At 71.1% G+C, this 25,686-nt stretch carries 22 protein-coding genes; 2 read left to right on the top strand and 20 right to left on the bottom strand.

Going from position 1 to position 25,686, the window contains the following annotated elements; all coding sequences use genetic code 11:
- Positions 1-204: 204 nt before the first annotated feature.
- On the bottom strand, positions 205-783 hold the full coding sequence (locus P0L94_15615) for a hypothetical protein (protein ID WES63883.1): 579 nt from the start codon (positions 781-783) through the stop codon (positions 205-207).
- A 288-nt stretch (positions 784-1,071) separates the two neighbouring features.
- Here P0L94_15615 and P0L94_15610 point away from each other — a divergent pair, with 288 nt between their 5' ends.
- A complete protein-coding gene (locus P0L94_15610) occupies positions 1,072-2,883 on the top strand; it encodes an ABC transporter ATP-binding protein (GenBank protein ID WES63882.1) in 1,812 nt (603 codons plus the stop codon).
- Here the strand turns inward: P0L94_15610 and P0L94_15605 are convergent.
- The 10 genes from P0L94_15605 to P0L94_15560 form a co-directional block, all read right to left on the bottom strand.
- Complete coding sequence (locus P0L94_15605) at positions 2,876-4,744, bottom strand: glycosyltransferase (protein ID WES63881.1); 1,869 nt, start codon at positions 4,742-4,744, stop codon at positions 2,876-2,878. The two genes, P0L94_15610 and P0L94_15605, sit on opposite strands and share 8 nt — an antisense overlap.
- Entirely contained in the window at positions 4,741-5,688 is a 948-nt protein-coding gene (locus P0L94_15600; GenBank protein ID WES63880.1) for a glycosyltransferase family A protein, read from the bottom strand. Before P0L94_15600 ends, P0L94_15605 begins: the two co-directional genes overlap by 4 nt.
- Positions 5,685-6,794, bottom strand: coding sequence for a glycosyltransferase family 4 protein (locus tag P0L94_15595; protein ID WES63879.1), 1,110 nt, complete (start codon positions 6,792-6,794; stop codon positions 5,685-5,687). Before P0L94_15595 ends, P0L94_15600 begins: the two co-directional genes overlap by 4 nt.
- Positions 6,791-7,900 (bottom strand): glycoside hydrolase family 99-like domain-containing protein, encoded by a 1,110-nt coding sequence (locus tag P0L94_15590; GenBank protein WES63878.1) that lies wholly within the window; start codon positions 7,898-7,900, stop codon positions 6,791-6,793. The genes P0L94_15595 and P0L94_15590 overlap by 4 nt, the downstream gene beginning before the upstream one ends.
- A 106-nt stretch (positions 7,901-8,006) precedes the next feature.
- Positions 8,007-9,527, bottom strand: coding sequence for a polysaccharide biosynthesis tyrosine autokinase (locus tag P0L94_15585; GenBank protein WES63877.1), 1,521 nt, complete (start codon positions 9,525-9,527; stop codon positions 8,007-8,009).
- A 134-nt stretch (positions 9,528-9,661) separates the two neighbouring features.
- Positions 9,662-11,050: an O-antigen ligase family protein gene (locus P0L94_15580; protein WES63876.1), complete on the bottom strand. Its 1,389-nt coding sequence runs from the start codon at positions 11,048-11,050 to the stop codon at positions 9,662-9,664.
- Positions 11,051-11,108: 58 nt separating this feature from the next.
- Positions 11,109-11,366: a PqqD family protein gene (locus P0L94_15575; GenBank protein WES63875.1), complete on the bottom strand. Its 258-nt coding sequence runs from the start codon at positions 11,364-11,366 to the stop codon at positions 11,109-11,111.
- Entirely contained in the window at positions 11,363-12,223 is an 861-nt protein-coding gene (locus tag P0L94_15570) for a hypothetical protein (protein WES63874.1), read from the bottom strand. The genes P0L94_15575 and P0L94_15570 overlap by 4 nt, the downstream gene beginning before the upstream one ends.
- Before the next feature lie 56 nt (positions 12,224-12,279).
- A complete protein-coding gene (gene cls / locus P0L94_15565; GenBank protein WES63873.1) occupies positions 12,280-13,758 on the bottom strand; it encodes a cardiolipin synthase in 1,479 nt (492 codons plus the stop codon).
- A gap of 51 nt (positions 13,759-13,809) precedes the next feature.
- Positions 13,810-14,022: a hypothetical protein gene (locus P0L94_15560; protein WES63872.1), complete on the bottom strand. Its 213-nt coding sequence runs from the start codon at positions 14,020-14,022 to the stop codon at positions 13,810-13,812.
- Between the two features lie 105 nt (positions 14,023-14,127).
- On the opposite strand from P0L94_15560, the gene P0L94_15555 reads away from it, so the two are divergent.
- Positions 14,128-15,312 (top strand): DUF4192 family protein, encoded by a 1,185-nt coding sequence (locus tag P0L94_15555; GenBank protein WES63871.1) that lies wholly within the window; start codon positions 14,128-14,130, stop codon positions 15,310-15,312.
- Positions 15,313-15,323: 11 nt separating this feature from the next.
- On the opposite strand, the gene P0L94_15550 is transcribed toward P0L94_15555, so the two are convergent.
- From P0L94_15550 to folP, 9 genes are all read right to left on the bottom strand, one after another.
- The gene (locus tag P0L94_15550) at positions 15,324-18,719 is read right to left on the bottom strand and encodes an ExeM/NucH family extracellular endonuclease (GenBank protein WES63870.1); all 3,396 of its coding nucleotides are present in this window, start codon (positions 18,717-18,719) and stop codon (positions 15,324-15,326) included.
- Between the two features lie 140 nt (positions 18,720-18,859).
- Complete coding sequence (gene lysS / locus P0L94_15545; GenBank protein WES63869.1) at positions 18,860-20,386, bottom strand: lysine--tRNA ligase; 1,527 nt, start codon at positions 20,384-20,386, stop codon at positions 18,860-18,862.
- A gap of 80 nt (positions 20,387-20,466) precedes the next feature.
- Entirely contained in the window at positions 20,467-21,177 is a 711-nt protein-coding gene (locus P0L94_15540; protein ID WES63868.1) for a DUF2520 domain-containing protein, read from the bottom strand.
- 147 nt (positions 21,178-21,324) lie between these two features.
- The gene (locus P0L94_15535; protein WES63867.1) at positions 21,325-22,944 is read right to left on the bottom strand and encodes a PH domain-containing protein; all 1,620 of its coding nucleotides are present in this window, start codon (positions 22,942-22,944) and stop codon (positions 21,325-21,327) included.
- A complete protein-coding gene (locus P0L94_15530) occupies positions 22,941-23,537 on the bottom strand; it encodes a PH domain-containing protein (GenBank protein ID WES63866.1) in 597 nt (198 codons plus the stop codon). Before P0L94_15530 ends, P0L94_15535 begins: the two co-directional genes overlap by 4 nt.
- On the bottom strand, positions 23,476-23,976 hold the full coding sequence (locus P0L94_15525) for a DUF3180 family protein (GenBank protein ID WES63865.1): 501 nt from the start codon (positions 23,974-23,976) through the stop codon (positions 23,476-23,478). The genes P0L94_15530 and P0L94_15525 overlap by 62 nt, the downstream gene beginning before the upstream one ends.
- Positions 23,973-24,506 carry a 2-amino-4-hydroxy-6-hydroxymethyldihydropteridine diphosphokinase gene (gene folK / locus P0L94_15520; GenBank protein ID WES63864.1) on the bottom strand — a complete coding sequence of 178 codons (534 nt, stop codon included), beginning with the start codon at positions 24,504-24,506 and terminating at the stop codon, positions 23,973-23,975. The genes P0L94_15525 and folK overlap by 4 nt, the downstream gene beginning before the upstream one ends.
- Complete coding sequence (gene folB / locus P0L94_15515) at positions 24,503-24,886, bottom strand: dihydroneopterin aldolase (protein WES63863.1); 384 nt, start codon at positions 24,884-24,886, stop codon at positions 24,503-24,505. Before folB ends, folK begins: the two co-directional genes overlap by 4 nt.
- Positions 24,862-25,683 carry a dihydropteroate synthase gene (gene folP, locus P0L94_15510; GenBank protein WES63862.1) on the bottom strand — a complete coding sequence of 274 codons (822 nt, stop codon included), beginning with the start codon at positions 25,681-25,683 and terminating at the stop codon, positions 24,862-24,864. Before folP ends, folB begins: the two co-directional genes overlap by 25 nt.
- Positions 25,684-25,686: the final 3 nt, after the last annotated feature.

Raw genomic sequence — 25,686 nt, 5'->3', positions numbered from 1 at the left:
TGGCAGCGACGAGCGCGACCGACGGAAGGCCTCTGTGGATCGGTCTGTGGGTCTCCGCGGGCTCGGAGACTATCACGATGCTAGCCACGCTGCTCGCCATCGTCTAGAGTCTGCCGCGCGTTCGACGGCGTGTGACACCGCGCAGGGGACGACGAAGGCCCGCTGCCTGAGCAGCGGGCCTTCGTGCGACGTCGGTCGCGCAGATCAGTTCTGGTAGAACGGCGGGGTGCAGGTCGGCGACCCCGTCGGGAACGGAATCTGCGACGAGCACGGCGGGAACGACGGCGCGTACAGATCCGGGATGAAGATCGGCTGGTGGTCGTCGTCGGCGCAGTCGTGACCCCACGGCACGGTCAGGTCGGCGTACACGTCGTCGTTCGCGGAGTTGTTCGAGTTCGCGAAGATGAGGATGTCCACCGACTCACCCGGCAGGATGTCGGTGCAGTAGTCCGGGTAGATGCCGAGCACGTCGAACGGCAGCGTCGGGTTGCCGTCACCGTCACGCACATTCGTCACGGTGATGCTCGGCTTCAGCACGATCGGCTTGGACGTGTTGTTCGTCACCTGGATCGGCAGCGCGAACGCCTTGCTGAAGTCGCCGGCGAAGATCCCCTGCGAGATCTCGGCGGGGCAGCGGCTCTGGCTCGCGCCAGGCAGCTTGCACGCCACGCCCACGAGGACGGTCGGGGGCGGACCGGATGCCGCGAACGCCGGCACGGGCGCCGCCACGGCCACCGCGGGCACCGCCCACGCCATCGCCTTCGTCACGGTACGACGGCTCATGCCCTTCTGTTCGGGCTGGTCCTTGTCAAAGTCTGTCACTGTCGGTTTCCCTCCGGGTCTGAGTACTGCGAGGGTTTGTCTGAGACGCCGGTTGCTGTGTGGTCATCCCGGGCTCGCGATACACCCCAGTCCGAGCCCTCCCTGTTTCTGGGGGAGACAATCAGGATGATACCGTAAGGCGACCTGCCCGCAAGGGCTGGTAACGCAACCGAAACAGACGGTGCCCGAAACCGACGCGTACGAGCCCGACCAGGCGTTTTCCTGCGCCGGAGCCTCCCGAGGAGAACGATGCCACGCTCGTCGGACGAGCCGGGCCTGATCGCCCAGCTCCGCTCGATGCTCGAGATGGCCGGAGCCCGCCCGCTTCCGTGGGTCTCGGGGATCATCGCCGTCTCGCTCATCCTCGCCGCGCTCGACACCCTGGGCGTCGCCGCCATGGTGCCGCTGACGCAGCTGATGACCGGCGCGAGCACCGACAGCGGCGCGCTGAAGATCCTCGCCGACACGTTCGGGACGTCGGACCCCGCCGAGCTGATCCCGATCGTCGCGCTCTTCGTCGCGGGCTTCTTCATCGCCAAGAGCATCGCCGCGATCGTCTTCCGGTGGTGGCTGCTCGGGCGCACGTCCAAGATCGCCGCGCTGTCGTCCACCGAGCTGCTGCGCCGCTACGTCCTCGCCCCGTATGCCGATCACCGCGCGCGCCGCATGAGCGAGGTCTACCGCTCGATCAACGAGGCGACGAACCAGTCGGCCTCGGTGCTGCTGGCGATCGTGGGCCTCGCGACGGACATCCTCGTGCTCATCGCCATCGGCGCGGTGCTCGCCGTGGCCGCGTCGAGCGTCACGATGCTGACGATCCTCCTGTTCGCGATCACGGTGGTCGGGATCCAGCGCCTGCTGCGTCGGCGGCAGTCGCGCATCGGCGAGGAGATGGCCGCGGCGAGCCTCGAGGCCTGGTCGTTCCTGATCCCCGGCCTCGACGGCTTCCGCGAGGCACGCCTGACCTCGAGCGCATCGGCGTTCGTCGAGGGCTTCCGCAAGGCCCGCCTGCGCAGCGCACACGCGGCGCGGCAGATGGGCATCGTCGCCGAGGCGCCGCGCTATGTGCTCGAGATCGGCTTCGTCGTGGCGATCCTCGTGATCTCCATGGTGCTGTTCACGACCTCCGACGCCGCCACGGCCTTCACGGTCCTCGGCGTCTTCGCCGCCGCCTCGGTACGCGCGATCCCGACGCTCAATCGCGTGACCGGCAACCTCACCACGATGCGCGTCGGCCGCGTGGGCCTGGGCATCTTCACCCGTGCCGCGTCGGAGCTCGCCGCCGGGGGCACGCACGACGAGACGCCCCTCAGCGATGAGCGCTACCACGGCGACATCGCCATCCGCGACGTGACGTTCGCCTACCGCGACTCCGACGATCCCGTGCTGCGGAATCTCAGCCTCACGATCGCGGCGAACCACACGACGGCGTTCGTGGGCTCCAGCGGCGCCGGCAAGTCCACCCTGGTCGACCTCGTGCTGGGTCTGCTGGAACCGACGTCGGGCACCATCGAGTGCGGGGGTCGATCCATCCTCGACGATCGCGCCGCGTGGTACTCCGGCCTCGGCGTCGTCCCGCAAGACGTGTTCCTGATCAACGACACACTGCTGGCCAACATCGCGTTCGGGGTTCCCGCCGCCGACGCCGACCTGGAGCGCGTTCACGAGGTCATCCGCATGGCCCAGCTCGAGGACGTCGTCGCCGGTCTCCCCGAGGGTCTCGACACGAAGGTCGGCGACCGCGGCGTGCGGCTGTCGGGCGGCCAGCGGCAGCGCGTCGGCCTGGCGCGCGCGCTGTACCGCCGCCCGTCCGTCCTGGTGCTCGACGAGGCGACGTCGGCGCTCGACAACCTCACCGAGCACGAGATCGCCACGACGCTCGAGGAGCTCAAGGGGACCCTGACGATCGTCATCGTCGCGCACCGCCTGTCGACGGTGCGCAACGCCGACACGCTGGTGTTCCTGCAGGACGGGCAGATCTCGGCGAAGGGCCGGTTCGACGAGGTGCGGCGCGCGAACGAGGACTTCGCACGACTCGTGAAGCTCGGCGAGCTCAACTGACCGCCGGGAGCTCCTCCGCGGTGAAGGTCACGACCGGCGGCTCGCCCCCGGGAGGCTCGGGAATCGACGCGAGCCGGTACCAGCCCTTGCGGCGAAGCGGCGTCGTCGCCGCGGTGAGCCACGGATGCCGCGTGCGCCACGCCCACGCCCGGTAGATCGGCGGGGGCGACATCTCGACGGTGTGCCCCGACCAGCCCGACTTGCGCTTCATCCCCTCGGGATCGCGCACGCGCGAGAAGTGGGCGACACCGGACTCGGGGCCGACGACCTCGTCGATCGGCGCGTCCTTCGGGTGGTAGCGATCGGTGTTGCGCGCACGGAAGTCCACGCGGTACAGCGGACCCTCGCTCTGACGCGCGAGCTTCAGTCGCGAGCCGGCGCGGACGGCGAGGGGCCCCGGGAATCCACCCGCGATACGCCAGAACCGCGTCGAGCTCTCGAGGTAGCGGCCGGGGCTCGGCCGCGTGTACAGCCACCGGGCGGGGAAATCGAGGCCGGCCGCGCCCCGCGCATCCGCCCGCGCGAGGGCGGTGAAGAACGCCTCGGGGTCGAGCATGACCTCGTCGGTGTCGAGCTGGAGGACCCAGTCCGCGCCCTCGGATGCGGCGTCGAGCGCGTGCTGGCGCTGCGCGGTGTCGTTGTCGAGCGGGTCCTGGTCGAGGTGCGAGAAGTCGCCCGGAACCTCGACGCACTTGCCGTCGACGTCGACCTCGCGCACGAGCTCGCGGCACTGCGCGATCGGCAGCGGTGTGCCCGTCCACGAACGGGCGTTCTCGTCGAACGACAGCACGATCTTCGACACGTGCGGGTAGTAGGCGGCGAGGCTCTCGCGCAGGAAGCTCGGGTCGGCCAGCATGACGTACGCGTGGATCCTCAGGGCCCCCGGGGGCGCGGCATCCGTCAGCGTCTCGTCACGCAGGCTCGTGCGGATCCGCTCGGCTGCGCCGCCGCGGCGCGCCGGCGGCAGGGGGCCCCACCCGGCGTCGCGCAGCATGGCGGCGGCGCCCCAGCCGATGCCGACCGTCGTGACGGCGAGCCGCTTCGCCTTGCCCGCGGCGCCGGCCGCATCCGCGACGCCGCGGTACTGTCCCGCGATCCATCGCCGCAGGCGCGGGGAGCGGATGCCGCCCGCTCGAGCGAGCAGCACCATGTGGTTCCGGCGCGCGTAGAGCTTGTAGCGCGTGTCGAATCGGGCCCCGTGGACATGCGGCGCCGGAAGGTGGTCGACCGCGGCGGCGGGGTCGAAGACCACGCGCCCTCCGAGAGCACGGACTCGCAGGAACATGTCGGTGTCCTCGCGCAGCGCCGTGCCGGGGTAGTCGTCGCGGAAGCCCCCGAGCTCGGCCATCACGTCCCGGCGGAACGACATGTTGGCGCCGATGCCGTGGTCGACCTCGACGCGGGCGTCGCCGTCGGTGGCGAAGCCCTCGGTCAGCGACCCATCCTCGCGCAGCCGGCCGATGGGAAGGTCGTACTGCTCCTCGCCGGGGAGCCCGTTGCACGTGCGTCCCGCGACGGCGGCGACGGAGGGGTCCTCGAAGGCCGCGAGGAGCGCCCGGTCCCAGCCGGGGCGGATCACGACGTCGTCATCGAGGAACGACACCACCCGGCCGCGGGCGGCGAGCAGGGCGACGTTGCGCGCACGCGTCATCCAGCCGGCCACCGACCGGTCGTGGATGTACCGGATCGACGGGCCGATCGCCGCCACCGCCTCGCGCGCGCTGACGCGCGAGGCGTCGACCACGACGATCTGGACGTCGTCGGCGATGCTCGCGACGAGCGCCTCGAGGCATCGTCGCAGGAAGTCGGGTCGCTCGTATGTCACGATGCAGACGCTCAGCGGCGGCTCGGTCGTCGTCATGTGGCTTTTCCTCGCAGCTTGCGGAAGGGCGCCGACGCGGCTGACGCCAGGAAGGCCGTCGGGGCGTGCCGCAGCGCCCACGCGACATCGCGCCCGGCATCCGCGACCTGACCGCGGCGCAGCTGCCGATACACGCCCACGCCGATCCCCGCGGCCTGGTCGCGGCGGAAGCGGCGCTGACGGCGGCGGAACAACTCAGCCGTGGCGGGCTGCCGGCGACCCGCGGCCGCCCATGCCTGACGGTCGATCATGGCGTCCATGACCGCGCGCCGCAGCCGCACGTTGGCGGGCGCGGTCGAGGTCATGTTCGTCGTGTGGCGCCGGTAGTCGACGAGCGGCTCGTCGATGTAGCGCAGGTCGCCCCGCAGCGCGAGCCGCAGCGCGAGCTCGAAGTCGACCAGGATCGGGATCTCGGGGCTGAATCCGCCGATCGCGAGGTAATCGTCGCGGCGCATGACCAGGGTCGGGCCGAGTGGCGTCTCGGCGGCTCCCTCGAGGATGTCGGATGCCGGTGTCTGCCGCGACCGCCAGTCGACGCCGAACGGGCGTCCCTCGGCATCCATGTGCCGGTACGCGGAGAACGAGGCGGGAGCCGTCGGATGCGCCGTGTGCTCGGCGACGTGGCGCTCGAGGCGGTCCGCCCGCCACATGTCGTCGTCGTCGAGGATCGTGACCAGCTCGCCGGTCACGCGTGCGACGCCGACGTTGCGGGACTGCCCCGCGGTGGCCGCCGGATCCGTCGCGATCATCGACATCCGCGGGTCGTCGTCGATGCTCGCGGCCACGGCCGCCGGGTCGGGGATGCCGTTGTCGACGATGAGCAGATCCCAGTGCGGGTAGGTCTGGTCGCGCACGCTCTGCAGGGCCGGTTCGAGATAGGGGGAGTTGCGGTTCGTGGCGAGCACGATGCTCACGTGGACGGGGGCGTCGGGGGCGGGGGTCATGCCACGGCCCCCCGCGGCTGCCCGGCCGGCAGGTCGGCCCCGACGTAGAGCCGCTCGTAGCGGGCGGCGACATCCTCGAGGTCGAACTCGGGCGCACGTCCTTCGGACAGGGCCGCATACCGTGCACGGATCCCGCCGTCGGAGAGCAGCTCGGTCAGGCTCGCGCCGATGTCGGGCAGCTCGGCGACGACGCCGCACTGTCCCTCGTCGGTCACATAGCGCGCGCCGACGTTGGGCGTCGCGACGACGGGGAGCCCGGCCGCCATGGCCTCGGCGTACGGGATGCCGAAGCCCTCGTACGAGGAGGGCAGGCAGAACACCCACGCCCGGCGGTACTCGTCGGCGAGCTCCTCGTCCGTGAGCCGGCCGAGGGCGACGATCCCCTCGGGCAGATCGTCGGGCGCGTCCTGGGTCACCATGCGCAGCGTCGCGTCGGGCACCCGCGGGCGCACCTCCTCGGCGAAGATGCGGGCGAGGTCTGCACCGTGCTTGCGGCCGCGCCAGGTGCCGACGAACAGCACCGTGGGCGTCTCGCTGCGGGGGGTGTCACCGGGAGCGAACCGCCGCAGATCGACGCCGTTGGGGATCACGTTCTTCACCCAGGGTGTCCAGCGGCGCGTCTGCGGGGAGATCAGCACCGTGGTGTCGGCCACGATGCTCGCGAGCACCTCGGTGAAGCCGAGCATGACCATGCGCAGCCTCTCCTTGGCGCCGCGGATGCGCAGGGCCTCCTCGAAGCACGAGCCGTGGAGCGTCCGCACGTGCATCGGCACACGCCGCCGCCACATCCAGTAGTCCTCGCCGTGCGCGTGCAGAACGTCGTACGACGACAGATCCCGGCGCCGCATCTCGGTGCCGAACCGGAACGTGCGCAACGCGCCGGTGAGCGGAACATGGACGTGTCCGTACAGCGCTCCCTCGACCGGAGCGCAGGGGCTGAAGACGTCGACGGTGTGGCCGCGGCGCACCAGCTCGTTCGCCAGCGCGTGCACCTGGTGGCCGACACCGATCTTGCTCTCGCTCGGAAGATAGTACGAGATCATCGCGATCCGCAGCGGTCGGTTGGCCATGCCGGCCAGCGCGGCTTCACGCTCCGCCCGCTTCACGTCAGGCCCTCTCGCAGCGCCTCGAGCCAGCCGTGGCCCTCGCGCAAGTCGGGCTCGAGGTGGTTCCCCTCCGCCCACTCGTTCCACGACTTGACCCACAGCAGCCGCTCCTGCGGCGGTCGGTCGGCGAGCAGCTCGACGGCATCCGCCACGTTCCGCCGGAACCGCTCGGGCGTGGCATCCGTGACCGCCAGGCCTCGCCGGCCCGCCCGGGGCGTGTTGTCCCAATTCGGGTAGACGCACGGCTGGACGTGCGGATCGGCGGGGAACGTCTCGGCGATGTGATCGGAGTACGGCCACACCTCGGGGCCGCCCAGCAGCTTGCGACGCGCCCGCATCTGCAGCGTCGTGCGGCGATTCACCTCGACGGGAATGCGCATGTAGACGCTGGCGTCGAACCCGTCGGCCTCGCCGTTCGCGTAGCGCGCGCCGCCGCCGAGCAGGTCGCTCATCTCGGCGACGAGGTAGAGGCCGCCGAGTCCGGCGTCGCGGGCCATCGCCTGCCAGCGGTCGACGAACGCCGCCGGGTCCGGGAGCTCCTCCGGCCGGAAGACGTAGAACACCGGCTTCCCGTCGACGCGCAGATAGCGTTCGTCGCGGAAGGCGGGGAGGATCGTCGCGAAATGGGCCGCGTCGTCCTCGGGTCCGGGGTAGCGCTGCTGCTTGAGAATGCGATCGGGCGCACCGTGCCACGTGCCGGTCCAGGTCTGATTCGCCCACGCGAGGCAGAACGAGATGCCCGGTTCGCCGAGCTCGAGCACCTCCCGGAACGGACGCTCCAGGATCCGCTCTCCCTCACCGAACCAGTAGTGCCAGTACGCGAACGCCTCGACGCCGTAGCGCTGCGCGAGGTCGCTCTGCGCCTGGCGAGTCTCGGGCACGCGCAGGTCGTAGAAGCCGAGGTCGGCCGGCAGCGTCGGCTGCACGTGGCCGGGGAACAGCCGCCGGGCGCGCGCGGTGTTGGTCCACTCGGTGAAGCCGGGCCCCCACCACTGGTCGTTCTCGGGTATCGGGAAGAACTGCGGAAGGTAGAAGCTGATCGCCCGCGCGCGCAGCGCGCCCTCCGAGGTGCCTTCCGCGCTCGGGTCGCGCGGACTCACGCTCACTCGCGTCTCCCTCCTGGAGTGGGCTCGACCGGTCCGACCCTATCAGCGCGGACGGGCCGCCCCGATCGCAGCCGCAGCGGGGACCGCGCCCCGGGCCGCGGTCCGGTCACTCCGCGCGCGAACGCCGTCCGCCCGCACCCACCGGGCTCTCGGGCTCGGTCGGGGTCGCGGCCTCCGCGGCCGCCTCGGCCGTCGTGTCGGGCTCGGTCTCCTCTACCGGGGCCTCGCCGGACACCGGCGCCCCGTAGGACCGCCGGTACTCGTACGAGTAGTGCGAGGCGTCGGCGCCGCGGATCGGAGCGCGGTTGAGGACGAGTCCCAGCGCGCGACCGCTGGACTTGCGCAGCGCATCCAGCGAGCGGTCGAGCAGCTCGTAGGTCGTCTTGCCGATCGTCAGCACGAGCAGCGCGCCGTCGGCCTGGTGCGTCAGCACAGCGCCGTCGGTCACGGGCAGCAGCGGCGGCGCGTCGACGATCACGAACGCGTGCTGGGACAGGTCATCGAGGACCTGGCGCATGCGCTCCGAGCCGAGGACCTCGCTCGGGTTGGGCGGAGCGCTCCCCGACGTGAGAATGAAGAGGTTGGGTGAGCGCGGCGTTCGCTGCAGGACGTCCGTCAGCTTGGCGCGTCCGGCCAGGGCGTCGCTGAGCCCGGCGCCGCCGGGCAGGCCCATGGTCTTCGCCACGGTCGAGCGCCGCAGGTCGCCGTCGACGAGCACGACCGAGCGGCCGCTCGCGGCGAGCGTGAGCGCGAGGTTGGCGGCGATGGTCGACTTGCCGTCGCTGGGGAGGGGGCTCGTGACCACGAGGACGCGCGGCGGGTTGTCGACGTCCATGAACTGGAGGTTCGTGCGCAGCGAACGCAGCGCCTCCGACACGGCGAAGCTGCTGTCCTTGCCCTTGGTCACGGCGGTCGGGTCGAACAGCCGGCTGTCGCCGCCGAGCGCATCGCTGATCGGGATGGTTCCCACGACCGGGATCTGCGTGTGGGTCTCGACATCGGCGATGGAGCGGATGCGGCGGTCCGAGACCGTGCGGATGAGGGCGAACGCGATGCCGAACCCGAGCCCGAGCACACCGCCGACGATCAGCGCCGTCTGCGGGTCGGGATAGATGGGATCGCTCGGCGGCACCGCGGGCGACGCGATGTTGACGGTGAGGGTCGCCGAGCCGGGTGCGCCGTCGCCCTCGAACTCGTCGATCGTCCGCGCCAGGGCCTCGATCCAGGCATCCGCGAGCGCGGCCGCCGCCGCAGGGTCCGACCCGCGGGCGGTGACGCGCAGGACGGCGGTTCCCGAGGGGTTCTCGACATTGACGCGGGAATTGGCGGCGCCGGGCGAGATATTCAGTCCGGAGATCTCGACGGCTGCCTCGGCCGTGGGCTCCCACGTCGCCATCTCGAGGTAGGTCGCGACCTTCCCGCGCGCCAGGCTGTCGCTCATGATCGCGTTCGTCGCGACGCTTTCCGAGGTGGGCTCGACCAGCTCGATCAGGCCGCTCGCCGTCGCCCGGTACACAGGCGTCTGCAACGCCGTCCATCCCACCGCCGCCGCGAGGCCGACGACCGTCATGAGGAGGATCGCGATCCAATGGCGGCGAAGACCGCGGAAGTAGTCGCGCAGCTCCATCTGGTCTCCGTCGGTTCAGGCGCCACCGCGTGGTGCTCGCTCGGTTCGTAGGGACCATCGTATGGCACGCGGGCGGCGATGCGTGCGGGCGGCTGTGCGCACCGGGTTCCGGGGGACGCGCGCGCCGTTCCCGGTCAGGGCCTCGCGGGCGCGCGCGTCGCCGGCTCGCCGGGGGGTGGCGCCGCGATCGCAGCCGCGTCGTCTCCGCGCAGGGCAGAGCCCTCCCGTTCGTACCGCGCCAACGCCCCGAGACACAGCCCCGCGACCACGAACGGCACCGAGACGCCGACAGCCGTCCAGAACAGGTCGAACTGCGACTGGGCGATGCGGCTGAGCGTGATCGCGAGCGCGAGCGTGCCGAAGAGCGGGTTCACGCGGGCCAGGACGATGAGGATGCCGACCCACATCACCACGAAGCCGAGGAGGCCGACGAGGCCCGCGCTGGCGAGGACCTCGAGCTCGGCCTGCGGCGGCTGGTAGGGCAGCGTGCGGTCGTAGTACCAGAACCGCAGTCCATGACCGAAGAAGGGCGCGTGCTTCCAGTACGCGTACACCTCACGCAGCCAGTCGACGCGCTGGAAGAACGAGTTGTGCTGGTTCTGCGACTCGATCTGCTCGATGATCATGGTCACGACCATCCAGACCGCGGGGATCACCAGCAGGAGCGCGAGGCGCTGGCGCCTCGAGGCGCCCTTGCGGACGGCCACGACGATGATCGCCGCGATGAGGCTGACCATCGCCTGACGCGACTGCGTCATGATGATCGCCGCGACCAGGAGCCAGAACGACAGTCCGATCCAGCGCTGCGGCAGGCGCGCCCACGGCGGATTGATGTAGACGATGATGACCGCGAAGGCCATCGTCGTCCCGGCGAAGTTCTTGTGCATCGACCACGGCCAGTTCGGGTAGACCGGGCCGAAGTTCCCGCCGGCGAATTGCATAGCGGCGGTCGCGACGGTTCCGAGGGCGATGACGACAGCCCCCGCGATGAGCAGCAGCAGGGCCGTGCGCGCGAAGCCGGCGCGTCCGAGGGCCCAGCCGACGATGAGGGCGCCCGAGATGAGCAGCCACGCGTGGACCCACTCGAGGGTGTTCTGCGCCTGCGGATTGACGATGACCGTGAAGAGCGTGGCGAACTGATAGACGAGGTTCAGCCAGAGCAGCTGGCGCATGGGCTTGCTGTAGTGGCGGTCGCCGAGCAGGATCGCGGTTCCGAACGCCGCGAACAGGGCGGCATCGGATACCGACAGATTGGTGCCGCCCATGCCGACGCGTTCGACGATGAGCAGCAGCGGCATCGCCATGAGCGCCATCGCCATCGGCTGGGACCACGTGGCGATCGCCGCGATCAGGAGCGCTGCGATCGCGATCGCGGTGGTCACCCCGTGCCGGCCGGCGTTCTCGAGGACGAGGAACGCCGACGCGAACGCCGCGGCGGCCAGGAGGACCCACCGCCAGACCCCGGCCCACCAGTCCGCCAGGCGCGCACGCCAGACGGCGGCACGGGCGCTCGTGGTGGTCATCGCGGTCCCCTTCCGGAATCGCTCCAGTATCGCAGGCGACCGGAGCGATCCGGTCGGATCACTCAACCGTGAGAAGTCCCCGCGCCGTCAGGTCGTCGACGAACGCCTCGACGCTCGTCGCGACCTCGCTCTCCTCCGCGCCGGTGCGCTCGGCGATCGCCGCCGCGAGTTGGGCGCGTGGGACGGTGCAGGCGGCCTCCCAGATCACCGCAGCGACACCCTCGAGGACGAAGATCGGCCCATCGGGCAGCGGTGCGGCATAGACCGTGCCGTCGAGGGTCTCGACGGCCACGCCGGCAGCCGGTGCGAGCCTCATCGTGTTCTCCTTCGGAAGAGCTCGCGGATGCCGCGGGCGGGTCGCGCGAAGAACTCGCGCACGATCTCGGCCGCAGTCGGCGCGCGGCCGAGCTCGTGCGCAAGGTGCTCGATGTTCACGCGCGGCGCGCGCAGCAGCACCGAGACGGCTGCGCGGGGCGTCGGCGCCGCCCGCACCCGCCCCCACCACTCCTGCGCTCGCGTGCCGTCGCTCGAAACGGCCTTCCACAGCAGATAGTCCCGCTTCTCGCGGTGACGGTCGAGTTCTCCGATCGCGGCGGCGAACGCCGTCTCGGCGTCGAAGTCGCCTGCGAGCGAGCGCAGCGCGGCGCGCTCGTCGTCACCGGCGCCCTCCCACGCGGCAGGCATGTCGTAGGCCGCGCCCTGCGGAGCGCGTGCCGCGTTGAGGATGAGGATCAGCGCCTGTCCGGTCGTATTCGGGGTGGCGCATGCGACGCCGCCGAAGTCGGCGCTCGTCCGGTCGCGCCACAGCGCCTCGAACGCCGCTGCCGGGTCGAGCCCGATGCCCGGGAAGGAGCGGTGGACGTCGAGGTAGCCCCAGTCTGCATGCGTGTAGGTCTGCGCGTGGCCGAAGGGCGACCCGTTGCGGAACGTGCTGTAGACGGACCAGCCATGACCGGTCAGCGCCTCGTCGAGCGACCGCAGGTGCCCAGGTCTCACGAGGACGTCGATGTCGGTGCCCGTGGAGCCCTCCGGACGCAGCCGCCGATCGACGGCGTCGCCCTTGATGTGGAGCAGATCGACGCCCGCGCCCGCGGCGAGGACCTGCACGGCGGCGCGGCCCAGACGCAGCCGGACGCGCAGCGGCACGGCAATCGCCCCTGTCGTCGCGCTCACGCGTCTTCTCTCGCCACGTCGCCAGCCTAGCCACGAGGCACGGTCCGGCGACGCTTCTACTGCAGCGCCGACGTGAGCCGGGCGAGGTTGTCGAGCACGGTCGATCGCAGCGGCTGCTTCATCCACTCGTCGAGCGTGAGCTCGCGGCTGAGGCCGCGGTACGTCGCCTCGACCTGGCGCATGTCGGTGACGAACTCGCCGCCGCGCACGAGCATCGAGATCTCGAGGTTCAGACCGAACGACCGCATGTCCATGTTGCTGGATCCGATGATGGCGACCTCGTCGTCGATCGTCATGGACTTCGAGTGCAGGATGAAGGGGCGGCGGTACATCCAGATCCGCACGCCCGCGCGCAGCAGGCCCTCGTAGTAGCTGCGCTGGGCGTGGTAGACCATCGCCTGGTCGCCTTCCTCGGACACGAAGAGCTCGACCTGGACGCCTCGCTGACATGCCGTCGTCACGGCGAGCAGCAGGGACTCCTCGGGGACGAAGTACGGGCTGACGATGATGACCCGCTTCTGCGCGGCGTAGATCAGACCGCAGAACAGCTTCAGGTTGTTCTGGAAAGCGAACCCCGGACCGGACGGGACGACCTGGCAGTCGAGATCGCCGGTCCCCGACGACACCTCGAACAACTGCGTCTCGTCGGTGAGCACCTCGCCGGTCTCGCTGTACCAGTCCGAGAGGAACACCGCGTTGATCGACGCGACCACCGGGCCGTCGAAGCGCGCCATCAGGTCGACCCAGTGCAGCCCGCGCTTGATGTTCTTCTTGAGGTTGTAGGTGGAGTCGGTGACGTTCTGCGAGCCGGTGAACGCCACGCGACCGTCGACGACCAGAAGCTTGCGGTGGTTGCGCAGGTCGGGACGCTGATACTTGCCCTTGAACGGCTGCACAGGGAGCATCAGGTGCCAGTGGGCCCCCATCGCGTCGAGACGCTTGAGGGTGCGCTTGTAGAAGGGCTTGCCGCGATTGGCCCAGTGGTCCAGCAGCACCCTCACGACGACTCCGCGCGCCGCGGCCTCCTCCATCGCCCGGAAGAAGTTTTCGGTAGACGCGTCCGTCTGCAGGATGTAGAACTCCACATGGACGTAGCGCTCTGCCGCGCGGATGGCGTCAGCCATGGTGTCCAGGCTCGCCTGGTAGTCCGAGATGAGCGTGGCGCCGTTGTCGCCCGCCAGCGGCATCGCTCCGAGAGTGCGGTTCATCCGGACCAGCGAGGTGAACGCCTCAGGCGCCTCGGGACGCAGCGTTCCCAGATCGAGGCCGTCGCTGGTCTCACGGATGTACTCGTTGATGCGCTCCTGCATACGACGGCGCTTGCGCGGAAGGCGCGGGTTGCCGATCAGCAGGAAGAGGAAGACGCCGATGAGCGGAATGAAGTAGATCGCCAGAAGCCATGCCATCGCGGCGGTAGGGCGCCGGTTGCGCGGGACGACGATGACCGCGGTGACGCGCACGACGATGTCGAAGACGAAGACCGCCAGGAGCGTCCAGCTCGTCACGGTCAGCTCCAACGCACCCCCGTCGTCCACGATCGCCTCCCCCCGAATGCCCGGCTGAGCCCAGCGTAGTGGGAGAGGGTGTCAGTTCTCGGCGCTGACCGGCGTCGTGTCGGATGCCGCAGCGCCCACGGGCGGGAGTCCGCGCTTGGCGCGCTCCGCGGCCTCGATCTTGGCGTAGGCACGGCGCTCGTTCCGGTCGGCGCGCACGACACTGCGCAGCACGTACCAGAAGAGCAGACTCACCACGACGGTCGGCAGGAGCGACCACACGACGGCGAGCCAGTATTCATCCACGGCTCCATGATACGCGGGCCCGCAGGGTCTCCTCCCCACCCCGGCCGTCATCCCCATTCCGCGGAACGACGGTCTCGGCCCCGGCGAGTCGACCAGAGTCCTGCCATGACCACGATCGTGAAGGCCGCGAGTGCGGCGGAGTTCCTGTCCCTCGTCCCGCGACTGCTCGGGTTCCATGCCTCGCAGAGCGCGGTCCTCGTGCCCTTCGAGGGCAAGCGCACGCTGGGCGCGCTCCGCGTCGACCTGCCGGCCGCCGACGTCGACGTCGACCGGTTCGCCGCGACACTGGTCGGCATGGTGTGCAGGCTGCCGACGGCAGACGGGGTCGCCCTGGTCGCCTACGCCTCGGGATCCGCCGAGGGCGGTCTGCCCCACCGGTCGCTGGCCGATGCGGTCGCGCGCCGCACCGCGTCGAGCGGCCTGCGCCTCGTCGACGCGCTGTGCGTCGCCGACGACGGGTGGGGCTCCTACTCGGACGCGGATGTCGCGCGTCCGCTGACGGAGCTGGGGGATGCCGTGCCGCACGGGCTCGAACGGCTGCCGGAGCCGGCCGACGGTCTGGAGGACGGGCTTCGGCTGGCCGAGGTCGATGCGTCGGAGATGGCGGATGCCGAGCAGGCGATGGCCGCCCTCGAGCGCGCCGTCGACGTCGTGTGCGGTCCAGGCGACGGCGACGACCGCGGATCCTTCGGGGAGCGTCGCCCCGGTGACGAGCGCATCGATCCGCGTGCCCTCGTCGCATCGCTGCTGCTCGACGACCTGCCCCAGCTCTACGAGGACGCCCTGGAGTGGGATGCGGAGCACATCGACCCGCACGAGGGCGCCGCGCTCATCTGGTGCCTGCGCCGGCCCGCGCTGCGCGACATCGCTCTGGTCGGGTGGAGCGGCCACGTCCGCGACGCCGACGAGGCGCTCCAGGCGCAGCTGCGGTGGGAGCAGGGCGCCGAGTACCCGGCCCATCTCGCGATGCGGATGTGGGGCGACGGAGCACGGCCCGAACCCGCCCGGCTGATCGCCGCGCTTTCCGTCGTGCGCGCGCTGGCGTCACGCACACGGCCGCGCGATCGCGCGCCGTTGCTGGCCATGTGCGGGTGGCTGTCGTGGACCCTCGGCCGGTCCACCCACGCCGCGCACTATGCGGACCAGGCCCGCCGGATCGAGCCCGAGCACGGCCTCGCCGAGATCGTGCTCTCGTTCGTCGGCGCCGGCCATCTGCCGGAGTGGGCCTTCGACCGGCGGCCGGAGTCCGCGTCCCACCCGCCGACGCCGTTCGACGGCGCCGGCGGGTGAGCACGGTCTGCCTACAGCGCGCGACCGCGACCGCGGCCGCGGTCGTGGGAGACCACGACCTCGACGTCGTCGAGGACGACCTGCGTCCCGTCGGTGACGGCGGCCGTGATCGTGTAGGTGCGCCCCTCCTTGGCGTAGCGCTCGGCCCGGACCGCGATCTCGCCGTCGCTGATGGCGATGTCGTTCGGCACGTCGTTCTCGTCGAGGCAGCAGTCGGCCTCGGACGACACCGCCGAGATCGCCGTCACGGCCAGGTCGTCGGGGTCCACCGTCAGCGTGATGTCACGCATCCGGTGGTTGGGCGGGAAGATCTCGCCCGGGTCCGCCTCGATGGCGAACGAGCCGAGTCCGCCGTCGAGGTCGAGCCCGATCAGCGCCGCATCGTGGTCGGACGCGCGGAACGGCGTGCTCGCGTCGAAGAACGTCTGCTGGGTCGACGACCTGAAGCTCGTGTCGTAGTCCAGGATGTCGGGCTCGTCGGCATTGATGTGCCACTCGGTCGCGCCGGTCACCTGGCCGGTCAGCGTCTGGCTCGACATGACGTAGTCGAGGTAGCCGACCTCGCCGTCGAACACGTAGCTGTAGGCGTACTCGCCCTGGTAGTCCCCGATCAGGTCGGCGAACCCGGCGTCCTGCAGGGCCACGATCGGTTCCTCCTTGTCGTAGGAGTTCAGGTCGCCCAGGATCAGCCAGTCAGCGTCGCCGCTGCCGGTCGGGTCTCCGGCGATCCAGTCCGCCAGCACGCCCGCCGCGGCGGTTCGCGTGTCGTTGCAGCTGCCGGTGAGGCCGCCCTCGCCCGGCTCGTCGCACTCCGATCCCTTCGACTTCAGGTGGTTCACGGCGACCGAGAACACCTCGCCGGACGCGTTCTCGACGAACGACTGCGCGACGGCGGCGCGGTTCTTGTCGGTGTCCGCGCCGAGCGGGTTGAGGAACTCGGGGGTATCGAGCACGGCCGACGCGCCGTACGGCGTCACGGCACCGGTGCGGTAGATGACGCCCGTCTTGATCGCGTCGGTCCCGACCACCGAGTCGGTGCCGGCGGCGATGTAGCCGTACGTGCCCTCGCCGAGGACGTCGTTCAGGCCTGCCAGCCCGCTGCCGTCGCCATCCGGGCCGTCCTCGCCGTCGACGATCGTGGCGAGCGCCTCCACGCCCGGCGTGTTCTCGATCTCGACGAGGCCGACCACGTCCGCGTCGAGGCCGACGAGGGCGTTCATGAGCTTCGCGTGCTGACGCTCGAACTCCTCACGGTCGTCGGCTCCACGGCAGTCCTGGTCCTGGGTGGGACCGCACGTGTCTGCGGTGTCGAGCGACACGAAGTAGTTCAGAGCGTTGAGCGACGCGACCCGCAGGTCGCCGCCGACGGCTTCCGGCTCGGCCGGCGCCTCGGTCTGCGAGTACTCCGTGTACCCGGCCCCGTCGCCGTACGGCAGGATCCGGTACAGGTCGAACGAGAAGAAGATCGGCCCCGTGAGACCCGTCACGGAGTCCCCGCCGCGGAACGAGTTGTCCAGGCTGAACGGCTCCCGGTTGATGGGGTGGACGTTGACGTCGGGATTCGACGCCGTGCTGCCGTCGTCGATCGTGATCCGGCTGCGCAGGTTGACGTCGCGAAGCTCGGCGGCCTCGGGGCTGTCGGGCGCGTACACCGCCGTCGGGTTCATGACGCGGTCGGTGCCCTCCAGCGAGGGCAGCGCGACGACGACGTCGCCGAAGCGGTCGTAGTTGAAGTACTCCGACACGACCAGCTCCTGCGGCAGCGTGCCGATCATGCCCTCGTACGCCTCGAGGGCGTCGACCGACGAGAGCGGGAACTCGATGGTGGCGGGGGTGGGCAGCTCGACGCCCGAGTCGAGCACCTCGATCTCGCTCGCGCTGATCTGCGTCATGCCGAAGTACTCCGAGACGACGCCGGTGACCTTCACCTGATCGCCCAGCGACACCGAGTCGCTGCTGCCGTTGAAGACGAACACGCCCTCGGACGTGGCCGGGTCGCCGTCGGCGTCGGCGTCCTCCTCCTGCAGGAAGAACCCGCGCAGAGTCGGCGACGACCCCTCGTGGTCGCCGACGACGACGGCCTCGACGGTCACGGCCTCGCCCACGAGCGGCGACGACGCACCCGCGCCCTGCACCTCGTGGATGGAGACCTCGGCCGGCGCGCCGGTGTCGCCGGTGCCCGCGGTGGGGGTGTTGATCTCGGCGTCGGCCGGGTTGAAGACGAGGATGTCCCAGTCGGCGACCGTGTCGGTGTCGACGCCGTCGCTCACACGGCGGACTCCGGCGGGCAGGAACGAGCCGTCGGGGCCGACGACCGGAGCGCCGAGGAAGAACGAGTCGCTCGCGCCGCCGTCGGTGATGCCGACCGCATCGAGCGCGGCCACACCGCTCGGCAGGGCGTCGCCGGCATCGGCGCCGCCCAGGTCCGCGACCGAGACGATCCCGAGTGTGAGCGAGGAGTTCTCGAGGCCGTTCTGCGGGATCGACTGGTTCGGCAGGATGCCGAACGTGCCGCCGACGAGGTCGTTGCCGAGCAGGTAGAAGCCGTTCTCGCCGATCTTCGCGTACGAGGGGAACGGGTAGTAGTGGTCGATGATCCCGTTGCTCGCGCCCGCATCGCTCTCGATGCCGACCACGGCGAGACCGTCGAGGCTCGTGCCGGGCTCGCCGAACAGCTCGATGTACTCGGGGTCGCTGCCGACGGTCGAGACGAGCGCCGCGTTGATGACGAGCGGCGAGGCCGGAGCCGCGAACGTCCCCGCGGTCGGGTCGTTCGGGGATCCCAGGGTGAAGTTCAGCAGCGTCCAGTCGCCGGCGGTGTCGGTGTCGACGCCGGCCGTCGTCCGCCCCCACCCGGCGGGGAAGAAGCCCCCATCCGGCCCGAGGACGGGAACACCGAAGTACGTCGTGCTGGCAGTGGCGTCGACGCTCGCGAAGCCGTCGCGGACGACGATCGCCGCGTCCCCGACGACCGAGTCGCCGACGTCCTTGCCGCCGAGGGAGGTCGTCTCGACGAGCGCGACGGTCGAGCTGCTGTTCTCGAAGAAGTCTCCGGCCAGACCGAGATCGGGCGTGACGCCGTACTGGGCCGCCACGCTGGCGTTGCCGAGCAGGTAGTAGCCGTTGTCGCCGAGGACCGCGTCCGAGGGAAGATCGAGCCGACGATCGATCTCACCCTGCGAGGTGCCCGCGTTGCCCTCGACCACCAGGATGCTCAGTCCCGCGAGCGACGCGCCCGGCGTGCCGTACAGCTCGAGATACTCGACGTCCGACCCCGTCGTGCTCATCAGGGCTTCGTTGATGAGGACCGGATCCCCGGTGGCCGCGTGGGCTGGTGGGGCGCCGATGAGTCCGATCGAGACGATGGCGGCTGCGGCGACTGCGGTGGCACGGCGTTTCACGGGCACGAACACTCCTCGGTAGTGGCTCGGGCCGACGCTATCGGACCCCGCCCCCCTTGCGGAGGATTCGATCCGAACGAGAGGTAAATTCTGGATTTCCCGGTCCCGGTGCAGGAATTCTTCCCGCCGGACGCGCATCCGCCCGCCTACTTGACGAGCGGGAAGAGGATCGTCTCGCGGATGCCCAGGCCCGTGATCGCCATCAGCAGTCGGTCGATCCCCATGCCCATGCCGCCCGTCGGCGGCATGCCGTGCTCGAGGGCCCGCAGGAACTCCTCATCGATGCGCATGGCCTCGACGTCGCCGCGGGCGGCGAGCTTCGCCTGCTCGACGAAGCGCTCGCGCTGGATGACCGGGTCGACCAGCTCGGAGTAGCCGGTGGCCAGTTCGAAGCCGCGGACGTAGAGGTCCCACTTCTCGACGACGCCCGGGATCGAGCGGTGCTCGCGCACGAGCGGGCTGGTGTCCAGCGGGAAGTCCATCACGAAGGTCGGGCGCGTCAGGCCGCCCTTGACGAAGTGCTCCCACAGCTCTTCGACCAGCTTGCCGTGGATGACGTGCGGCGGCTCTTCGACGCCCTCGGCCGCGGCGATGGCGCGCAGCTCGTCGAGCGGTGTCTCGGGCGTGATCTCGCGACCGGCCGCAGCCGACAGCGACTCGTACATCGACAGGCGGTCCCAGTCGCCGCCCAGGTCGTACTCGGTGCCGTCGGCCCAGGTGACCGTGGTGGATCCGGCGACGGCCACGGCGGCATCCTGGATCAGCGCCTGCGTGAGGTCGGCGATGCCGTTGTAGTCGGTGTAGGCCTGGTACGCCTCGAGCATCGCGAACTCGGGGCTGTGGGTCGAGTCGGCGCCTTCGTTGCGGAAGTTGCGGTTGATCTCGAACACGCGGTCGATGCCGCCGACGACAGCGCGCTTGAGGTAGAGCTCGGGGGCGATGCGCAGGTAGAGGTCGGCGTCGAAGGCGTTCGAGCGCGTGATGAAGGGCCGAGCGGATGCCCCGCCGTGCTGCACCTGCAGCATCGGGGTCTCGACCTCGGTGAAGTCCCGCGACGCGAACGTGGCGCGCAGGCTCGCGTTGACCTTCGCGCGGGCGACGACGGTCTCGCGGGCCTGATCGCGGACGATGAGGTCGAGGAAGCGAGAGCGCACGCGGCTCTCCTCGCTGAGCTCGGCGTACATGTTCGGCAGCGGGAGCACCGCCTTCGAAGCGATCTGCCACTCCGACACCATGATCGACAGCTCGCCGCGGCGGCTCGAGATGACCTCGCCCGTGACGAACACGTGGTCGCCGAGGTCGACGAGGTCCTTCCATGCCTGCAGCGACTCGTCGCCGACGTTCGCCAGCGACACCATCGCCTGGATGCGGCTGCCGTCGCCGGACTGCAGGCTCGCGAAGCACAGCTTGCCGGTGTTGCGGCTGAAGACCACACGGCCCGCGACGGCGGCGGTCACGCCGGTCTCGGCCCCCGCCTCGAGGTCGCCGTACGTCTCACGCAGCGCCGGGATCGTGTCGGTGATCGGGAGCGCGACCGGGTAGGCGCCGCCGGCGGCGTCCGCGCGCTCCGCGATCAGTCGCTCGCGCTTGGCCAGACGGACGGCCTTCTGCTCGAAGACCTCGTCTTCGGTCGGCTCGTTGTCGGCGGGGGCGGGCGCGGCGGAATCGGTCATCGTGTCAGGGCTCCTCGGGACAGACCGACCAAGTCTACCGGCGAGCGGACCCGCGAAACCGAGAGCGGCTCAGCCGTCGGTCACTCGTCGTCCGACGGCGGCAGCTCGACCGTCGCGCCGCTGGCTTCTGCCAAGGCATGGTCGATCGTCGAATGAACCAGGGACGACAGGTAGAGCCCGGGTTCGGGCACGCCCGCTCGTGCGAGCAGATCGGTCGCCTGGCCCACGATCGATCGCGAGAACGCCGTCGCGGTCGAGATCGCCTCGGCGTAGGCCGCGCGGTCCTCCTCGGCGACGACGATCGGCTCGCACCCGAGTTCGACCGCCAGCGCCTGGGCGATCGGCAGGACGGGTCCCGGCGCGGTCACGGCCGCGAAGGCGTTCGTGAGCTGCCGCAGGTCCATGCTCGTTCCCGTGAACGCGATCGCCGGATGGATCGCCAGCGGGATGGCCCCGCGCGCCGCGGCGGGCGCGAGCACACCGGCCCCGAAGGCGGCGTCCGTGTGCAGGACGAGCTGGCCGGGCTGCCACGCGCCGAGGTCGGCCAGGCCCGCGACGAGTCCCTCGAGCCGGGCGGTCGGGACGGCGATGACGACGAGCTCGCTGCGTCGCAGGATCTCGTCTGCGGCGAGCACCGGGACACCGGGCAGGACCGCCTCGACACGATCGGGATCGGACCCCGCGGTGATGCCGGTCAGTGCGTGCCCCGCCCCGGCGAGGGCGGCGCCGATGACGGGGCCGACGCGTCCGGCGCCGATGATCCCGACACCGAGGCGGGCGGAGCGAAGCATCCGACGATGCTACCGGCCGCCCGGCCCGGCGTCCTCAGGGATGCATCACACGCCCTCCGATGCGGCGTGTTCCGCACTCGCACGATGACTCCACCGCGGCCGCCGCCGCATGGGTGGGAACACCCGTCTTCGGGCGATCTCCCGCGCTCAGCCCTGGTCGTGTCCGCTGTCTTCCCCCGCCCAGCGGTGGGTGCGATCGGATGCCGCGGCCGCGAGCACGCCCGACTCCACGTCGTCGAACACGCCCAGCGCGGCATCCCGGTCGATCGCCCCGAGCGAGGTCGAGACGCGTCCGGTGATGGTGTGCGCGCGGATGCCGGCGACGGACAGTGCGCGGGCGAGCGGCCCCTGCGACACCCCGATCGACTGCAGCCGCGCCAGCGGCAGGATGCTGAGCCGGCGCCAGACGATGCCGCGACGCAGGAGCAGGACGTCGGGCTTGGTCAGGACTCCGTTCCGGCGCCACGAAAGCGGCCGGAGCAGGCGCGCGCGTCCGGGGGTGTTGGTGTACGGGTCGTCGGCCTGGGGCCCGAGAATCCCGTGACGGAACACCTCGGGCCACGTGCTCTCCGGCAGATCCGGCAGCAGCAGGCGCAGCACCTGCTCGACGTCATCGCGCGTGCCGACCGGCAGCACGGTGGCGAATTGCTCGGCGTTGCCGTCGCCCGAGCTCGATCCGGAGAGGCGATTGACGGTCACGGTCCACCAGCCCGCGGGGCGCCAGAGGATCGACTGCGACACCTCGATCGCGTGCACGCGGCCGGGCGGGACGATCTCGGTCACCGTCGTGAGGAGCCCGAACGTGATGCGCACCCCGTCCGGTGTCGGTGCGATGGCGTACCGCATCGACCGGGTGATCGACCGCACCCAGTACACGCCGAAGCCGATGAGGGCCGGGAGGAAGCCGACCAGGAGCCACGGCGTGCTGTTGACGACGCCGACGATGATCGCGGTCAGCGCGGCGAGGAGCCACACCGTGCCGGGGCTGATCACATGCGACGCGATCAGGCGCCCGAGAGGGATGTGGACGACCGACTCGGGCTCGTCGACCTCGGGCTCGTCGCCTTGGATCAAGCCGGTGACGCCTCGCCCGACGGTCTGACCGAGGGCCGCCACCGGCGAGGTGGCCGGCGTGCGCGCGCCGTCGGCGGTGGACGTGCCGAGCTGTCGTCCCGATGCCAGGCGCAGGATGTCGGCGCGCACCGCCTCGGCGTTGGCCGTCGAGAGGTACTCCAGCTTCACGTTCGCGTCGGCGCCTGCGCCGACCACCTCGAGCTTGGCCATCCCGAACAGCCGCGCGATCATCGGCCGCGTGAGGTTCACGCCCTGCACGCGGTCCAGCGGCGCGCGCCGCTGCGTGCGGTTGAGGATGCCCCGCCGCACCTCGACGTCGTCGCCCGTGATGCGGAACGAGTGGAAGCGCCACGACAGGTAGAAGCCGCCGACCAGCACCGTCAGGACGGCCAGCACCACCAGCAGGGCGACGAGGTAGAGGTTGTTGGCGATGACGAAGTCGATGGGATCGCCGCCTCCGCCGAAGTCGGGGATCTCGTCTTCGGGCGAATCCGGCAGCATCCACGGCACGAAGACGGCCATGAGGCGATCCCGCATGTTCGCCACGACGAAGCCGCCGATCACCAGCAGGAACAGCCCACCGCGCATCAGGGGCGTGAGCGGATGCATCCGGTGCCACTCGCCGTCGCTGAGCGGCGAGCGCACGAGCGTCGGCGGCGGCGCCGGCGGTCCGGGGGCGTCGGCCTCGCTCACAGGCCCGTCCGGCGAGTCTCGGCGACATCGACGAGGTGGTCGCGGAGCGCCTCGGCGGTCGCCTGCGGCAGCCCGGGGATCGTCACGCCGGTCGCGGCGGCGGCCGTGACGAACTTCAGCTGCGCGATCCCGAAGCCCCGGTCGAGGGGTCCGTGCGTGATGTCGACGAGCTGCATGCGCCCGTACGGCACCGCGACGATCCGCTGCCACAGGATGCCCCGGCGGAAGACCAGGTCGTCGTCGCGCAGCCGGTACCCGATGGATCGGGCCTGCCGGGGCGTGATCGCGATGGTCCACAGGAGCACCACGCTGATGATGCCGCCGACCATCAGGGCCCACCACTGGTGCCACAGCAGCCACAGCACGAGCGTGACGGCGACGACGATGAGGAGCACGGTGCCGCTGGAGATGAGCTGAACCCACACGTACTTCGGCGAGATCTGGTGCCACGCGCCCGGCTCGAGGGCGAGACGGGCCGACGACCGCGGCTCGATCAGGCGCGAGAACGTCTCGGGGCCGGCAGCGTCGGGCTCAGTCGTGGAGCTGGGGCTCGGGCCCGGACCCGGGTCCGGCGGCTCCGGGGTGTTCGTCATCGTCGTCCTTCCGGATCGTGCACAGGTGCTCCGCGACCAGCCCGGCGGCGATCAGCAGGCCGCCCGCGCCGGCGGTGGCGAGCACCGCTCCCAACGAGCCTACCGACGGCGGCACCGGACGACTCAGCAGGAACAGCGCGAGCCCGAGGCCGAGGCCTCCGACGCCCGCTCCGACGATGCTGGAGGCCTTGGCGAGCATCGCGACGCGGACGGCACGGAACGGATCGATGCGAGCCGGAGCGGAGCCGCGCGCCGCGCGGTAGATCGGCAGTGCGAGAGCCACCACGGCCACCGCGAGCACGAGCAGCAGCACCGGCAGCGTGATCGCCGGCGTGAACGTGGGGCGGCCGGAGGCCGTCAGCACCTGGTCGAAGGCGAAGCCGGCCGCCACGCCGATGAGCGCCGCGACGATGAGGACGCCCGGTCCGGTGCGCTTCACGAGTCGCTCCCGAGCCTCGCCAGCAGCTCGTCGACGCGTCCCGCCCCCGGCAGCACCGCATCGGGGTCGAGGGCGAGCCAGGGCGCGAGGACGAAGTCGCGCTCGGCGGCGCGCGGATGCGGCAGCAGCAGGCGCGGGTCGTCGCTGCGGGCGTCACCGTAGACGATGAGGTCGAGATCGAGCGTCCGATCGCCCCACCGCACCGTCCGCTCGCGCCCGTGCCGCGCCTCGATGGCGTGCAGGTAGCCGAGCAGCACCGACGGCGCGAGGCGGGTGGTCATCACGGCCACCGAGTTCAGGTAGGCGGGCGCGTCGGCATCCGCTCCCTCGAGGGTGATCGCGACCGACTCGATGGGCTCGGCCACGCGGACGTCCGTCGTCAGCGGCAGTCGCGAGAGCTCGTCCACGGCCGCCGCGAAGGTGGCGCGCCGATCCCCCTGATTGGCCCCGAGGGCGACGACGGCCTGCACGGCCGGACGGTCTGCCGGAGCCGGCGGTGCACCGATTCCGTCGGCGAGGCGTCGACTCACCTCGCCGCCTCGCCGGACCGCTTCGCGCGCTCGACCGTCACCGTCACGTCGTCGAAGTGCAGCGGGATCGGCGCGTGCGGCTTGTGCACCGTCACACGCACCGAGTCGATGAGCGGCTCGGCGAGCACGGCGTCGGCGATGCGCGTCGCGAGCGTCTCGATGAGCGCGACCGGCCGCCCGCCGATCACAGCGGCCACCTTCGAGGCGAGCTCGCCGTAGTGGACGGTGTCGGCGACGTCGTCGGTCTCGGCCGCGCGACGCATGTCGAGGCGCATCACGACGTCGACGACGAACTCCTGGCCGTCGCGCCGCTCATGCTCGTAGACCCCGTGGCGCCCGAAGACCGTGAGGCCCGTCAGCGCGATCTCGTCGGTGCCCACCGGCTCTCCCCCTCCCATGCGTGCTGGATCGCGAGCGCGTCCCGCGATCCGGCGACATCGTGCACGCGCACCGCCCACACGCCGGCCCGCGCGGCGAGCACGGTGGTGACGGCCGTGGCGAGATCGCGGCGGTGCTGGTCGATGGCCGCGGGGTCCTCAGGATCGAGGATCTCGGTGAGGAAGCGCTTGCGGCTGGTGCCGACCAGCACGCGCACGCCGAGCTGGCCGAGCCGGTCCAGACGTCGCAGCAGCGACCAGTTCTGCTGACCGCGCTTGCCGAAGCCGATGCCCGGATCGATGATGACCCGCGCGGGCGCGATGCCGGCGGCGCCCGCCGCCTCGACACGGGCCGACAGCTCGGTGGCGACGTCGCACACGATGTCGGAGTACGTCGCACGCGCGTACATGTCGGCGGAGTGCCCGCGCCAGTGCGACAGCACCACATCAGCGCCGGTGGGTGCGACGGCGCGGAGCATGTCGGGGTCGGCCAGCCCGCCGGAGACGTCGTTGACGAGGCGGGCGCCCGCCTCGACCGCGGCCACGGCGGTGGACGCGTTCATGGTGTCGATGCTCACGGCCGCGCCCGCCTCGGCCAGCGCGCGCACCACCGGCAGAACGCGCTCCCGCTCGACCGCGGGCGCGACGCGATCGGCGCCCGGCCGCGTCGACTCCCCGCCGACGTCGAGGATGTGCGCACCCTCGAGGCGCAGGCGGAGGCCGTGTGCGATCGCGGCGTCGTGATCGAGGTACCGCCCCCCGTCGCTGAACGAGTCGGGCGTGACGTTGACAATGCCCATGAG

This window comes from Microbacter sp. GSS18 (assembly GCA_029319145.1).
In the GTDB taxonomy this organism is placed as follows: domain Bacteria; phylum Actinomycetota; class Actinomycetes; order Actinomycetales; family Microbacteriaceae; genus Microbacterium.
Note: the sequence above shows the minus strand (reverse complement) of the source record. Positions and strands in the feature narration are given on the sequence as shown.